Annotated in this window: 10 protein-coding genes; 3 read left to right on the top strand and 7 right to left on the bottom strand. The window is 64.1% G+C overall.

Going from position 1 to position 14,861, the window contains the following annotated elements:
* Positions 1-60: 60 nt before the first annotated feature.
* Positions 61-339, bottom strand: coding sequence for a DUF3618 domain-containing protein (locus I6J72_RS01085; RefSeq protein ID WP_039676689.1), 279 nt, complete (start codon positions 337-339; stop codon positions 61-63).
* Between the two features lie 124 nt (positions 340-463).
* Here I6J72_RS01085 and bcp point away from each other — a divergent pair, with 124 nt between their 5' ends.
* A complete protein-coding gene (gene bcp, locus I6J72_RS01080) occupies positions 464-934 on the top strand; it encodes a thioredoxin-dependent thiol peroxidase (RefSeq protein WP_204099608.1) in 471 nt (156 codons plus the stop codon).
* A 3-nt stretch (positions 935-937) separates the two neighbouring features.
* Positions 938-1,576, top strand: coding sequence for a TetR family transcriptional regulator (locus I6J72_RS01075; protein ID WP_115023346.1), 639 nt, complete (start codon positions 938-940; stop codon positions 1,574-1,576).
* Here I6J72_RS01075 and I6J72_RS01070 read toward each other — a convergent pair.
* The 6 genes from I6J72_RS01070 to I6J72_RS01045 all read right to left on the bottom strand — a co-directional run bounded on the left by I6J72_RS01070 (position 1,557) and on the right by I6J72_RS01045 (position 14,012).
* On the bottom strand, positions 1,557-1,988 hold the full coding sequence (locus I6J72_RS01070) for a holo-ACP synthase (protein WP_204099607.1): 432 nt from the start codon (positions 1,986-1,988) through the stop codon (positions 1,557-1,559). The genes I6J72_RS01075 and I6J72_RS01070 overlap by 20 nt on opposite strands.
* A 10-nt stretch (positions 1,989-1,998) precedes the next feature.
* Positions 1,999-2,751 (bottom strand): ATP-binding cassette domain-containing protein, encoded by a 753-nt coding sequence (locus I6J72_RS01065; RefSeq protein ID WP_039676697.1) that lies wholly within the window; start codon positions 2,749-2,751, stop codon positions 1,999-2,001.
* 3 nt (positions 2,752-2,754) lie between these two features.
* Positions 2,755-3,819: an ABC transporter permease gene (locus I6J72_RS01060; protein WP_204099606.1), complete on the bottom strand. Its 1,065-nt coding sequence runs from the start codon at positions 3,817-3,819 to the stop codon at positions 2,755-2,757.
* The gene (locus I6J72_RS01055) at positions 3,816-4,805 is read right to left on the bottom strand and encodes a substrate-binding domain-containing protein (protein ID WP_370552162.1); all 990 of its coding nucleotides are present in this window, start codon (positions 4,803-4,805) and stop codon (positions 3,816-3,818) included. Before I6J72_RS01055 ends, I6J72_RS01060 begins: the two co-directional genes overlap by 4 nt.
* A 103-nt stretch (positions 4,806-4,908) precedes the next feature.
* Positions 4,909-13,836 (bottom strand): type I polyketide synthase, encoded by an 8,928-nt coding sequence (locus tag I6J72_RS01050; protein ID WP_239107421.1) that lies wholly within the window; start codon positions 13,834-13,836, stop codon positions 4,909-4,911.
* A 5-nt stretch (positions 13,837-13,841) separates the two neighbouring features.
* Positions 13,842-14,012 carry a hypothetical protein gene (locus tag I6J72_RS01045; RefSeq protein WP_204099604.1) on the bottom strand — a complete coding sequence of 57 codons (171 nt, stop codon included), beginning with the start codon at positions 14,010-14,012 and terminating at the stop codon, positions 13,842-13,844.
* A 37-nt stretch (positions 14,013-14,049) separates the two neighbouring features.
* Here I6J72_RS01045 and I6J72_RS01040 point away from each other — a divergent pair, with 37 nt between their 5' ends.
* Positions 14,050-14,817, top strand: a complete 768-nt coding sequence (locus I6J72_RS01040; protein WP_204099603.1) for an HNH endonuclease family protein — start codon at positions 14,050-14,052, stop codon at positions 14,815-14,817.
* Positions 14,818-14,861 lie beyond the last annotated feature (44 nt).

The raw sequence follows: 14,861 nt of genomic DNA, 5'->3' as shown, positions 1-14,861 counted from the left end.
ACGTTTCCAAGACAGGGATCTCACGCGTGCGCCGTCGGCGCAGCGCCCGTAAAGGGGTGCTTAGCGGCGCTCAGCCAGCAGGCGCTGCAGCTCCTTAATGTCGGACTTGCGGCGCTTGGAGCGGAAGACGGAGAAAGCGATGAGGCCAACGACGGCAGCGCCGACGCCAGCGAGTGCCATCTGCACGTTGCGGTCCTGCAGCTTCTGGGTGGCAGCCCCCTTGGCGTCGTCCACAAAGTTCTGCGGCTTGCTGCGGTAAGCCAGCTCATCCAAGGTGCTAGCCAGCTGACGGCGGGTGCGCTCGATGTCGCGCTGGATATCATCAATGTTGCGTGCCACGGGAAATCTCCTGAGATTTTGACTGTGTTTTTGTTCTAACGTCGACATTCTACATTGACCCCAGCGTTGCCCGCATGTCTACTCGCACGGTGGGTAGGACCGCGATCACGGTAGGGTGGGGACCATGACTGAAGCACAACGACTGTCCGTGGGAGACACAGCACCGGCTTTTTCCTTGAGCGACGATGCCGGCAACACCGTGAGCCTGAGCGACTTTGCCGGCCAGCGCGTCCTGGTCTACTTCTACCCGCGCGCTAACACCCCTGGCTGCACCAAGGAGGCCTGCGATTTCCGCGATAGCCTCGAGCAGCTCAACGGAATGAATATCGCCGTCGTGGGCATTTCGCCCGATAAGCCGGAGGCCTTAAAAAAGTTCCGTGAGGACCACGAACTGAACTTCCCCCTTCTGTCTGACCCCACCAAGGAAGTCATGACCGCTTATGGCGCTTTCGGGGAGAAGAAGAACTACGGCAAGGTCGTCCAAGGCGTTATCCGTTCTACCTTCCTCGTGGAGGAAGACGGCACCATTGGTCAGGCCATGTACAACGTCAAGGCCACTGGCCACGTTGCCCGCGTGCTCAAGGGGCTCAACTAGATCGTGGAATCCAGTTCAAAGTCACCGGAGATACTGGTCCCGAGGCGTCGGCCAGCGCAAGCGCGCAGCCGCGCCAAATATGACCGGATTTTGTCCTGCGCGCGTCAGACGCTCGTGGACCATGGCTTTGAGTCTTTCACCTTCGACGAGGTCTCGCGCCGCGCGGAGGTACCCATCGGCACGCTGTACCAATACTTTGCCAACAAGTATGTGCTGATGTGCGAGCTTGACCGCCAGGACACGGCGGAAATGTTGGCGGAAGTCGAGCGTTTCTCGCACCGCGTCCCGGCGCTTCAATGGCCGGACTTTCTTGAGGAATTCATCGACCGTATGGCGCGAGTGTGGCGCAATGACCCCTCGCGCCGCGCGGTGTGGCATGCCGTGCAATCCACGCCGGCGACCCGTGCCACGGCCGCGGACACGGAGTTGTCCCTGCTCAAGCCCATCGCGGAGATCCTCGAACCCCTAGCTCCCGGTATGGACGATGCCGCCCGGGTAGAAATAGCGGCCTTCCTCGTCCACACCGTCGTGTCCTTGCTCAACTACAGCATCATGCGCTCCGAGGACAGCGTCGATGGCGTGGTGGAAGAGATTAAGCGCATGCTCATTGCCTACCTCTTCGCTATTGCGACGGGCGGCTGAGAATCACCGTGGCGGTGGCATAGTCGCCGTCATGGCTGATGGAGAGCGCTGTGGTGTACTCACCCAAGGAATCGTGCGCTTGGCGGGCTATCTCCCCGCGCAGTGCTAGGGCCACGCGGCCCCAGGCGTCGGGGTGAACCTCAATCTCTGCCCAGTCTACGGATTCCTCTGCCATGACCGGAGCACTCCCATAGAGCGCCTGGGACCATGCCTTGATGAAGGCTTCCTTGGCGGCCCAGCGCCCAGCCAGGTGCTGCGCGCGGGCCTCCCCTTCCAACCCGCGGGACTGCGTTACGCGCAGCTCGAAGGCGCTAAAGACCCGCTCGAAACTCGTGCCCGGGGTATCCAGCTGCTGAGCAAAGGAGGGAATGTGCACTAGGTCGGTGCCCACGCTCACGCCGCTTACTGTCATGCGGGCCAGCTTAGCGCGCCAGCTCCTGCTTGAGCTCCTCCAGCTCATCGCCGCCGGCCATCCACTGGGTCAGCTCGGGAAGGGTAACGTCCGCCTTGGCGGCATCTAAGGACATCTCTCCAACGGTCAGGACCACGAAGTGGTCGCCCACCAAATAAGCGTGCTGCGGGTTGTGGGTAATAAACACCACGCCCATGCCGCGCTCGCGGGCAGCGTTAATGAATCGCAACACCATGCCGGACTGCTTCACGCCGAGTGCGGCGGTGGGCTCGTCCAGGATGATGTAGCGCGCGCCAAAGTAGATGGCACGCGCGATGGCGACCACCTGGCGCTGGCCGCCGGAGAGTGCGGAGAGTTCCACGGAGACGTCGCCAAGCACAATGCCCATCTCAGCCAGCTGGTCATGCGTAATACGCTTCATCTCTTCCTCCCGCAGACGCCCCAGCGCCCCCGTGAGCTCCTGCCCCAGGAAGAAGTTGCGCCACACCGACAGCGAGGGCACCAAGGCCAAATCCTGGTACACGGTGGCGATACCGGCATCGAGGGAATCACGCGGGCTATCGAAACGAACCTCGTCCCCATCGACCGTGATGGTGCCGCCGGTGGGCTGGTTGAGGCCCGCGAGAATCTTGATCAGCGTGGACTTACCCGCGCCGTTGTCTCCCAGAACGCAAGTCACCGCGCCTTCCTGCACGGTGAGGTTGATGCCGCGCAGTGCGTGGAAGTTGCCGAAGGTTTGGGAAATATCGTGCAGCTCAATCATGGTTTATCGCCTCTTGGTGAAGTTAGCTACCGACGTATTCGTCAGCACAGCAAAAAGCAGCATGGCGCCGAGGAAGAACTTGAACCAGTCCGGGTTCCAGCCCGCATACACGATGCCCTGATTGGTCATGCCGAAGATGAGCGCGCCGATGGCGGTGCCCACCGCAGTGCCTCGCCCACCGGTCATGGAGCAGCCGCCAATAACAGCGGCGATGATGTAGAGGAACTCGTTACCAATGCCCTGACCTGCCTGGATGGAATCGAAAGCGAAGAGCGTATGCATACCGACGAACCACGCGGCAAAACCGACGAACATAAACAGCGCCACCTTGACGCGGCGCACGGGAACGCCTACGGCACGGGCGGCAGCATCGTCGCCACCGACGGCGAAGATCCAGTTTCCCCAGCGCGTTTTGTACAGCACCCACGAGGCAATCGCCACGAAAAGGATCCACCACAGGACCGTGGCACGGATACTCAGCGAGCCCACGTGGAGGGTGCCAGCGAACACCACGCGTGCGGAGGGAAAGCCTTCCATATCCGCGATGGTGGGCGTCGCCACCTGGCCGGTGACCAGCTTGGTGATGGCCAGGTTAAGGCCCTGCAGCATGAGGAAGGCCGCCAAGGTGATGAGGAAGGAATCAATCTTGGTGCGCGTGACCAACAGGCCGTTGAGTGCACCGATAGTCAGCGCCGTGAGCAGAGATAGCCCCACGCCTACCCAGGAGTTGAGGTGGAAATTGTAATTGAGCATCGTGGCCACGAGTGCCGCCGAGGTCACGGCCACACCGGAAGACAGGTCGAACTCGTTGCCGATCATGAGCAGGCCCACCGCGAGGGCCACAATGCCCAGCGTGGAGCTGGCATACAGCACCGTGGAGAACGCCTCCAGGGAACGGAAAGCGGGGGCGACAATCATGAACAGAACAAAAATGACCACCGCGCCGAGCAGGCTGGCCAACTCTGGGCGGCGGATAAGACGGGAGAATCCGCTGCGCTGGGTCAGGCGGGTATCGCCTGTGCTTGCCGACGCCTCCTCGTCCCCCCTCACCGGCACCGCCTGGCTCATCGCAGGCCCTCCTTTGCCGACTCAGAGATGATGTCCACGTTGGTGGAATCCACGAAAGACGGACCGGTGTAGACCGGGCGACCGCCGCCCAGAGTGGAGCCGTTACGGTGCGCAAGCCACAGGGCGTCGACCGCAAGGTAGCCCTGCATGTAGGGCTGCTGGTCCACGGCCCATTGAACCTTGCCGTCCGCGATGGCGTCGACAAGCTCAGCGTTGGTATCGAAGGTGGCCACCTTCGCTTCAGAACCAGCATCCGCCACCGCGGCGGTCGAGCGCATAGCAACCGAAGCCTGCAGGGCCATGACCCAGTCGATGGACTTATCCTGCGCAAGCTTGGCGTTGATGGTGGACTGCGCGGCGGTGAGGTCCTTGCCGTTGACGTAGAGGATCTCCACCTTTCCGCCGGCCATGCCCTCCTTGAGGCCGGCACAGCGCGCCTCCTGGGAGGAGTTGCCCTGCTCGTGGATGACGCACAGCGCGTGTTTGGCGCCATCGTCCTTGAGGCGCTCACCAGCCTTGGTGCCCGCGACCTTTTCCTCTTGGCCGAAGAAGGCGCTCATGCCGTACTTTTGGTAGTCATCCATGCCGGCATTCAGCCCCACGGTGGGGATTCCAGCGTCGGCTGCCTTCTTAGCCACAGGGCCAATAGCGCCCGCATTCGGCATAGTCACGGCGATGCCGTCGACACCAGAGTCGATGGCGGACTGGACCAGGTTGGCCTGGTTGGGAGCCTCCGGGTCTGAGGAATAGCGCAGCTCGATATTGTCCTTGCGCGCCGCATCCTCCGCGCCCTTGCGCACGAGGTCCCAATACGTGTCACCGGGCGCGCCGTGGGAGACCATGGCGACAACGAGGCGTTCGGTATCGACGCCTCCGGCTAGTTCGCCGTCGGCGCTGGGGCGGGGTGCGCCACCGGTGGCGGAGCACCCCCCAATCGTGGCGGCAAGGGCAACAGTAATAACACCAAGTAAAGGTTTTGTGCTGATTTTCACCCTTGCATGGTGCCCCAGCCCGCACCTCGAGTTCAACCCGTCTGACCTGCTTCTTTATCGTTTCAGACGGTGCACGCTGGGGGTATCCGGCAGCTTTCTACCCCCGCTCGGCGTCGGGTTCGAGTACACCATGACGCATTCGCGCGTCTTCACTCAGCAGCACGGCAGCCTCGCGTTCCTTGACCTCCGCAGCGTGTCCATCGCCCAGATTGCGGTGGACCGGCCGCTGGTAGAGCGCCGAGCCGCCCCGCATGGCTTCCTCGAGGCGGCGTAAGCCATAGCGCTCTCGCATCTCGGCTCTGTCGCGCCATGCCCGTGCATAGTCCTCGCCGCGTTCAGCCACGAGTGCCGTCACGAAGGCCCCTGGATGCACGACCGCGATGAGCGCGGAGACATGGCCGAAGCCCAAGGACGTCACCAGCCCCGCTTTGGGCGGGGTCCGGCGCAGGTCCAGCGGTTGGCGCAACCACACGAGGTGCTCGTGCCGGCGCAGCTCAGGGTCCACGCAGTCCAACGAACGGTTCGGCGGAACGATACCTCCGCGCAGCACCTGGCAGAGTCCGATGAGCTGGAAGGCGGCGGCACCGCCTTTGGCGTGGCCGGTCAGAGTCTTTTGCGAAATCACGTAGAGCGGGTTCCCGTCGCTGCGCCCGAGGGCACGCGCGATGCGCTCGTGGAGGTCGGACTCATTAGGGTCATTGGCGCTCGTGGAGGTGTCGTGCTTGGACACCACCGCGATGTCATCTGGCACCACACCGAGTTCCTGCAAAGACTGCGCGAGGCGCGAGTCTGCTCCCCCGCGCGCGGCTGACAGCGCGCCAAGGCCCGGCGCGGGGATGGAGGTGTGCGCGCCGTCAGCGAAGGACTCGGCAAAGCCCACCACGCCGAGGACCGGCAGGCCCAGCTCCGCGGCTAAACTTCCGCGCGCAAGCAGCAGCGTGCCGCCACCTTCAGACTCGACAAAGCCGCCGCGGCGGCGGTCGTTGGCCCGGGAGAAGAAGCGGTGCTCGATGCCCTTGGCCTCCATTTCTGAGCTATCGGCAGTAGCCGCCATGTCGCCGAAGCCGGTGATTCCTTCCACGGAGAGTGCATCAATTCCGCCGGCGACAACGACATCTGCCTTGTGCAGGCGCAGCTTGTCCACGGCTTCCTCGACGGAGACCGCCGCCGTTGCGCATGCCGCCACTGGATGCACCATCTGGCCGTAGCCGCCGACGTAAGACTGCATCACGTGCGCGGCAATGACGTTGGGCAGGGCTTCCTGCAGGATGTCGTGTTGGCGGGGGTGGGCGAGGAGCTTATCGACGTACAAGGAGCGCAATGCCTCCTGCCCCGCCATACCGGTTCCCTGGGTGGAGCTCACTCGCGCCGGGTGGACGTGGGCAAGCAGCTCGGCTGGGCTAAAGCCCGCGGCAAGGAACGCCTCGACGGTGCACACAAGGTTCCATAGCGCCAGGCGGTCCACGCTTTCCAGCATGTCCGAAGGGATGCCGTAGACCCCAGGATCGAAGCCTTCCGGAATCTGGCCGCCGACGAATCGCGTCATGGCTACGCGCCGCGGCACGCGTACAGCGGATCCGGCAGGGCGGGTCACCTGCCATTCAGCCTCACCGCCGGGGCTCGTGAGCACTCGCCGCATTGTTGCGCCCTCGCAGCTATCCACGAAGGACTGTGCGGTGGCTTCATCCTCCACGGCGAAGGTGATCGGTTTCTCCAGGTAGATGGTGGTGAGTTCAGGCGCGAGATTATCCACCATGGGCAGGTGTGGGCCGAAGTCATCGTGGAAGCGGCGCACGCCGATGCCGGCAAGGACCTCATCGTGGAAGCGGTCGTAGATATCTTCCTCTGCGATTTCTTCGCCCTCCGGCGTGGTCCACGCTGCCGAGGAGTCATCCCACGTCACGAGGCCACGGCTCCACGCCAGCTCCAGAACGCCTGTGGCGGAGAGATCACCGCTGACTTCCGCCTCGAAGCGCGTTCGCGAAGTGCCTAGCGGGCCCAGCTCCCCTGCTCCCACGATGACGACCATATCTTCCAAGGACTGGCTAACCCCATCGAAGCTGGGTGTCGTCCACTCCAGTGGCGCAAGCACATTCGGCAGAGCCTTGACGGTGCGCGGCGCTGGGCTGGGGGACTTGGTGGGGGTCGGGGGGACGTCGCCAAGCGCGGCGTCGCGAGCAAGCGCAGCGAAGTCCAGGTCGGCCCCAGCCAAACCGCCTGTGAAGTCCATAACCACCGGCGCTTCGGCAGTCTGGATGAGGATGTCCTCGTTCGCGGCATTATCCACAAGGCACATCGCCATGTCCTTCGCCGAGAAGGTGCTCACGCCGCGGGCCTCAACCTGCTCGACGAGTGGATCGTTGCCCGCCATGAGCCCTGTACCGCGCACCCAACCAATGAGCGCGTGGACCAGCGAGGTCCGCGCGCCCCAGGTGTTTTGCTCGGAGTGCCAGCGCTGTACCAGGGCGTCGAATGCTGCCTTGGCCTCGCCATAGGCACCGTCGCCACCGAAGCGCCCACGATTGGGTGATCCGGGAAGAACCACATGGAGGCGATGCCCCAAGTGGGTATCCGCGCCCAGCGCAGACAGGCCCGCGATGAGCCTTTCTACCGACCACAGCAACAAGCGCATCTGCGCTTCTGCTTCAGGACCAGCCTCCGCCACGGTGCCGCTTACGCGCGGGGCGGCAAAGGGGAAGAGCAGGTCCGGCACGAAGGACGGCTTGCGCAGCTCGGTCTTTCCGCCCACGGTGTCCGTCTGTTCTGAGCCGATCCACTCCACCAGCGCGTCGATGTCGGCGAAGGAGTTAAGGTTGGCCGGGACTACCCACAGCGCTGCTGTGCCAACGGCACGGGTGCGGTACAGCTCCTTGAAAAACTCCAGGCGGTCCGGGGTAAGCTGCGAGGTCGTCGCGATAACGGTGGCACCTTCGACGAGCAGCTCGGAGATAATTTCCGCGCCAATCGAGCCCGGCGAGCCACCTGTGACCACGGCCACCTGCCCGGAGTGGAGCAGGAATTCACCGGGTACCTCAGCATCCACCGCTTGGTGGTGATAGCCCAGGTACTCGGCCATACGCGCAACCTCCGCGCCGGCACCCAGGACATCAAGGGGCGGATCTTCGACGCCGGCCGCCGCAGCGCGGACAAGGCCCTCGCGGGCATAAGCCCAGCAATCATCAAACAGGACAGCCTTCTTCGCGTCGAAGGCCGGCGCTACGCGCTGCGCCCAGTCCGGGCCAAGCTCCGCAGCCACAAGGTTGGCGAGGTGCTCGTCGTGCACCTTCTGCTCACCGTGCTCAGCGTCGTCACCGTGCTCGGCGTCCTCACGGCCAAGGGCTTCCAGCAGCGTGTGGGCGGAATCCTCGAGCGCGGATTCGAGCCGCTCCGTGTACGCAGCCAGCGCCGCTGGATCCACGACGGTGGCAGCGCTCGCGTGCGAAACCCTGGCCACCGTGACGTCGGCGCGGGTTGCGGTGGCGTTAAGGGAGGCGTCGATAAGCTCATCCAGCCCCTTTACGGTGGTAGCAGCGCTGACGGGTAATGTGGCCAGCTCCCCGCCGCGCAGGGACGCGCCCTCCCGGCTGCCCAGCACGAGCTCCGCCAGTGTGCGCTCGACCCAGCCCGGTCCCAGACCCCACTCATTGTTCACACGTTCGGCAATATATCCCGGCTTCTTTCCCGCCGGTCCGGTCACGCGGCGCACGGCCTGCGCCACCTGCTCGGTAAGCACCGGGCCAAACGCGTGATAGCCCGGCGCGCGCTGCGCCACGGTCTGCGCCAGCTCGCTCACCGGCATGTCCGCCGCACCGTCGATGGCGGCGATGCCGAACTCTACGCCCAGGTCCAACAGCAGCTGGTTGCGGCGGGAGGATACGCCCTCTACCAAACCTTCAATCGTGTCGGTGGCCGCAATCTGATCGGGACGCACCTTCGTCCACAGGGCGATGAGCATCTCAACCGCCTGCTGTGTGCTCAGCGGCTGGTCAGGAACCTTTTCGGTCGCGGAAACGGGGGTGGCTGTGTGGGTAGCCGACAGCTCATCGGCCGCGAGCTGTGGTGTGGGCTGTGGCGGCTGAGAAGGCTCGTTCGTCGGCGCGGTCTCCCGGGCCGGTGCCGGCTCTGTGTCCTCGGCGAAGACCCGGGCATGGTCGCGCTCGGTGTTGAGGACCTCGACCTGAACGCCGTCATATTCCGGCAAGCTAAGAGTCTGCCCCATCATGTTGGCCACTGTGGGAGCGTGCCCCACCCCGACCTCGACGAAGCGCTCTATGCCTAAGCCCGGAAGCCCGGAAGCGGTCTGCACACCGCGCGGGGTCAGCAGCAGGTCCTGCGTTTCGATCCAGCGCACCGGGGAAGCAAACTGCCAGGCCAGCAACTCCACCAGCAGCGTGCGGCCAAGCCTCTGCGGGTGTGCCGCGGCTGCTGCGAAGTCCTCCAGGATGGCCGCGATACGCGGCGAATCAACGACCTCTGCGATGGCTTCCACGAAATCACGGTCCACGGCGAAAGGCCGGGCAACGAGGTTGGGCACGTAGCGCCCCACCAGCACATCCAGGTCGATGTCCTGCGGGATGAGCTCATCCAAGTGGGCGCAGAAGTCATCTACTCCGTCCACCAAACGTGAGGAGTGGAAAGGCACATCAATGCCGGGGATGGGAACGAAGGCATGCTGGCCAGGAGCCCAGTGCTCGGCGTTCTCCTCGATGGCAATAAGGCCATCCACCGTCCCAGCAATGGCGTACTGGTGCCCGGCCACGTTGTAATTGACCACCTCGAGGAACTCCCCGGTGACCTCAATAGTTTCGGCAATGTAGTCCGTGACCTCATCGGCGCGCATCCCCATCTTGTGGGGCCTTAGCGCGCCCAACCCGTAGCGCGAATAGCCCTCAGCATCGCGCTCCACGAGACGGTCCATGGTGAGGCCGCGCACGTAGACGATCTCCAAGACTGCCTCGAGTGTGAGCACCTCGGCGTAGGCAGCCAGCGCGTTGTACTCGCCTACGGAGTGCCCGCCAAAGGCCGCCGTGCTATCCAGAACCCCGGCTTCTTTCAACGCAGCAATCTGCGCGCAGCCCAGCGTGGCCATGGCTACCTGTGTGAACTGGGTAAGGTACAGAACACCATCGGGATGGGAATACGTCGTGCCACGCACGGCCACGGTATCCGGGTTATTCCGCACGATCTCCAGAATGGAAAAGCCCAGATGCTGCCTCGTGTGCGCATCGGCGCGCTCCCACACCGCACGTGCGGCGGGAGAAGTCCCATACTCCTGCATCCCCATCCCCGGAGCCTGAATTCCCTGGCCGGGGAAGGCATAAAACGTGCGAGGCGTGCTCATCGTGGCGCGTGCCTCCAGCACCACCACGCCGTCACTCGTCGCGGTCACGGAGCGGACCTCGCCGTGGCCGCTGCGCTTATCGACGCCCACCCGGTCCACCACCAGCTCCACCTCACTGCCTGGACGTACCGGCGCGAGCATGGTCGCAGACCATTGTAGGACTCGGGTGCCATCGAAGGCTGCGGCAGTTTGTGCCAGCGCCGAGGTCCACATGCCATGCGCAATGGGGCCATTGTCTAGCCCCGCCAGTGCGGCAGCATTCGCAGACGTGTGAATGGGGTTATGATCCCCTGTCACCACAGCGAAAGGACGCATGGAGTCAGGCGCCGTAACGGTGAGGCGGTGGCGGAACGACCGCGGGGTCTCCCGAACGAACTCGAAAGCGCCCTCAGCGGCGTCGTCTGCGCCCGGCGCAACACGAGTGCCGGTGCGGCCGGGGATGAGGAAACGTTCGCGCAGCCGGGCAAAGTTGCCCTCGTGCTCAATGTTCACCGCGACCTCAACCACGCGGCCTGAGACCGTATCCCACACGCCTCGCAGGCGGGCGGTGGCCTGTACTTGTAGGGGATCCGCGCCCGGTGCGGCTGCGGCGGCGAGAAGCCTCGCGGCTCCTTCGGCTAGTTCCAGCGAATGCTCAAGGTGGACAAGGTTAAGCAGGCCCTCAACCACGGGTTCCACTACCGCGCCATGCTCGCCGGCCGCACCCTGATCACCGGCCGTGCGGGCCTCTGCGATGACGGCGAAAATGGCCGGCCAAGCAGTACCTACCAAGACGTCGGGCACGACTGGGCCATCGGCGCTACCGGCACTGGTCACGGAGACATAGTTCGCGATGTCCGCTGCATCGAGCGTGGCCGTGACCGTAGCGCTGCTGTGGTCTACCTCCGGCAGTGTTCGCCCAGCAGCCACGCGGGCCAGCTCCCGCATAGCGGAAGCAGCATCCTCGGCGCTGACGACGGGCGAAGCGCCCGGCACGCTCGGCGCGGTGATACGCACGCGCAGCGCGGCATCAGCGTCCGCACCGCCGTAGGCACCGCCACGAGCACTGAGGCCTAAAGGAACGGTAAACCAGAAATCCGCGGAGTCGGTGCTTACCGGTTCAAGGGTCGCGCCGGGCACATCGAGGCGTAGTGGATTCGCCTGCTCGCGGCCAGCCCAATTGAGGCAGGGAGCCCGGCGGATGAGTTCCTCAGCGCTGGGCACAGGAGCATCCAGGTGTGGACTGGGAGCTGCTGAAAGCAGGTCGATGGTGGCCTGTTCGAAGCGCTTGAGCAACTGCGCAACCGGTTCGTTGGCGTATTCAATGCCCTCGACGCCTGCTGTACCTGGGATGATGCAGACACTGTCGGCATCGAAGTGCTCGTCATGGGCCTGCCACAAGGAATCCTGGCGGAAGCGGCGGCGCACGGAAGCATCGATAATCGGCACAAACCCCGGTGGCTTACCGGGGCCGTCGACAAGGAACACGAACCACGCAGCATCCGTCGGGTGGAGGGCAGCGTCGCCATAAAGCTCAACAAGCTCGTCAATAGCGGCCGCAGGGTCGGTGGCATCGACCGTGACCTGCAGGGCTATCTCACCGTGGTCGACCTCATGCAGGCGGGCTTCAGTACGCGCCACCATGTGCTCGAAGCGAGTGCACCACGATTCATCCGCCCAGCCGTCGTGGAAGGACAACTCCACATAACGTCGCAGCCACTCGGCGTAGCTCATGGCGTCGAGGTCCCCAAAGTAGGGCTTACACGTCTTTGCTAGGGCAGCACTGATCTCTTCGCGGTGAGCATCCACTAGCTCCTCATCACCCGCGACTGCATCGAGCAATCGCCCGGCATGGGCGAAGGAATTATCCAGCTCATGGATGCTAGCGCCGAGGTCGGAACGGCCCGAAGTGACATCGTCTTCCGTGGCAGCAACGAGTGCCTGCTTCACCGACGCCGACGCCGTGGACTCGGCGGTGGCCATGGCGGCGGTGCCGATCATGATGGCGTCGACAGGCGCTGCGGGCAGGCCACGACGCCGCGACCACTCGCCGGTGAGGTACTCCGCGCCCTGCGCTGGGGTGGCGATGCCGCCGCCGACGGCAAGCAGAACGTTGGGGTGCCGGCGGATATCGTCATAGGTGGCGGCAAGGAGCTCGTCGAGGTCCTCAGCGGAGTGGTGGCCGCCGGCTTTGCCACCTTCTACCTGCATAATGAGCGGAGTGGGAACGGTACGGGCGATGGCCAGCACCTGCTTGATCTGTTCCACTGTGCCGGGTTTGAAAGCTACCCACGGGATGTTCTCCGCGTGGAGGCGCCGTACTAGGTCACTTGCTTCCTCGTGCGGCGGGATGCCGGCAGAAATGACCACGCCGTTGAGCGGCGTCCCCGCGGCCCGTGCCCGGGGAATGGCACGCTGGCCTTCAATCTGGCGCCGCCACTGTGAAGCAGATAAGTACAGAGCATTGAACTGGGCGTTAACACCCGGCGCGAGAAGGCGTGCGAGTCTCTCCAGGTTCTGGTTCAGAATGTCCTCGGTGTGCTGGCCGCCGCCGGCAAGCTCCGCCCAGTGCCCAGCATTGGCAGCCGCGGCAACGATTGCCGGATCCACCGTGGTTGGTGTCATGCCGGGCAGCATGACCGGGGAGTAACCTGTCGTTTCAGTAAAACGTGTGGAGAGGCGTCCGCCAACCAGACGTGGCGCGAAATCGGACCAGGCTGCCGGCACGGCAGAGGCACGGCCGGGCTCGAAGAGCTGCGCTTGGCCCTCAGCGGTACCCACGGCTAGGGTTCCCACGCCACGTCCGGCCACCACCTCTCGGGTTAGCGGCTCAACGCCGCGGGTGGGTCCTATCTCCAGAATCCAGCGCGCGCCGGCGGCAACCGCCTCGTCGACGCGGGCAGGCCAGTCAACGGTATCTGTCAGCACAGCGCGGGCAAGCTCGCCAGCAAGCACAGCATCGAGCTCGAGGGCGGCGGCCCAGCGCTCCACCTGCTCCACAGCTGGAGCTAGGGCCGGATGGTGGAAGGCGGCATCAACATCAAGGTCCGTGAAGGTCACCTGTTCATCTGCCATGCTGCGACGCACGCGGGCAAGCTCCTCCGGGGTGCCTACGATGACGCTGCGTTCGCGGCCGTTGATGAGACCGATATGGGCACCCAGCTCGTGGAGTTGTTCCTGTGTAGCTCCCTCAACTACCACCATGGGCGCTCCCTGCGCGGTGCGCACGAGCCCGTGGATGCGGGCAGTCGTCGTCAGCGCAGCACCAATGAGCCGGGCTATGGCCAGTGCCTCGCCTGGGGTCGCGCGACCAGACGTCACAGGGGCGGCAAGCACGCCTTGGGAATGACCAAGACTCAACACGGCATTAGATATATCTAGGCCCTGTGCCCGCACAGACTCCAGGACCGCAAGCTGAGCGCACAGGATACCCGGAGTGGACACAGCGGGGGCGGATAGCGCAAACCCAGATTCTGCCTCCGCCCACGTTAGTGGTGCGAAGCCGTGCGGGGAGGTGGGAAGGAGGGCGTCGCTGAGCGGAGCGAGTATCTCTTCCGCGTCGGCGAGATAGGTCGCAAGCTGCGGCCGCACCCCCGCAGCGAGTGCCTCCCGGAGGGTAGGCAACCAGGGGAAACCCTGGCCGGAAAAGGACAGCGCATAAGGTGCCGCGCTTACTCCCTGCGCAGCGATGTTTGGGATATCCACGCGCGCTATTCCCCCAAGACACGCGCTACACGTTGCGCAGCTTCGTCTAGGGAGGGCTGCGTTTGGGGCTTGGGCAGGCCACAAAAGACCTGGCAGGCGTGGTCCGGAACGACCTCAGCGGAGCGCGACAGGCCGCGCTCGGCGAGGTACTCGTCAAAGAACATATCGATACTCATACCGACATCAGATTCTACCCACTAGGATCAATGCGTCATGGCCTCTCGCACCCCCTTCTTTCTCGCTGCTCTACTCAACGTCCTCGTTGTTGCATTGGTGGTGTGCGGCCTGCTATTTCCCTCCCCTGCCGAGCACCCAGACACTGCGCAGGGCAACGCGCCCTCATCAACGCGCGAAGAGCCCACGAGCACTCCTAAGGAGGACAGTCCCGAGGTTGACGCAGACAGACGCGAGGTGGCTGAAGCCTTGGCCGCGCTGGAATCCTTGGAAGTCAAAGGCCGCGCGCCGATGACGGATTACGATCGCGCGCAGTTTGGGCAGGCGTGGTCCGACGATGTCACCGTCGAGTTTGGCCATAATGGCTGCGATACTCGCAACGATATCCTGCGCCGTGACCTGGACAATCTTGTCATCAACGAGGGCACCTTTGACTGTGTAGCGATGTCCGGCACGTTGCATGACCCGTACTCCGGGCAGGTCATCGACTTTCAGCGTGGGGCGGGGACATCCGAGGCGGTGCAGATTGACCACGTTGTCGCGCTGGCCGACGCCTGGCAGAAAGGTGCCCAGCAATGGTCGCCCGAGCAGCGCCGCAATTTTGCTAATGATCCACGCAATCTTCTCGCCGTCGACGGGCCGCTTAACCAGCAAAAAGGCGCCGGCGATGCCGCCACGTGGCTGCCGCCTCATAAGGCCTTCCGCTGTGAGTATGCACAGCGCATCGTTGACGTGAAGGCGGCGTATGGCGTGTGGGTAACCGAAGCAGAGAAAGAAGCACTCAGCCGCCTGCTGCAGGAGTGCTAAAGACAGGAGAAGGGCCTTCCCCGGTATGTCGGGAAGGCCCTTCA

It is taken from the genome of Corynebacterium sp. FDAARGOS 1242 (genome assembly GCF_016889985.1).
GTDB lineage: Bacteria > Actinomycetota > Actinomycetes > Mycobacteriales > Mycobacteriaceae > Corynebacterium > Corynebacterium minutissimum_B.
Note: the sequence above shows the minus strand (reverse complement) of the source record. Positions and strands in the feature narration are given on the sequence as shown.

Bases quoted from the DNA above. Each gene is read 5' to 3' on its own strand.
- I6J72_RS01060 (WP_204099606.1), bottom strand. From the start codon at position 3,819: ATGAGCCAGGCGGTGCCGGTGAGGGGGGACGAGGAGGCGTCGGCAAGC.
- I6J72_RS01040 (WP_204099603.1), top strand. From the start codon at position 14,050: ATGGCCTCTCGCACCCCCTTCTTTCTCGCTGCTCTACTCAACGTCCTC.
- I6J72_RS01070 (WP_204099607.1), bottom strand. From the start codon at position 1,988: ATGACAGTAAGCGGCGTGAGCGTGGGCACCGACCTAGTGCACATTCCC.
- I6J72_RS01065 (WP_039676697.1), bottom strand. From the start codon at position 2,751: ATGATTGAGCTGCACGATATTTCCCAAACCTTCGGCAACTTCCACGCA.
- bcp (WP_204099608.1), top strand. From the start codon at position 464: ATGACTGAAGCACAACGACTGTCCGTGGGAGACACAGCACCGGCTTTT.
- I6J72_RS01045 (WP_204099604.1), bottom strand. From the start codon at position 14,012: ATGAGTATCGATATGTTCTTTGACGAGTACCTCGCCGAGCGCGGCCTG.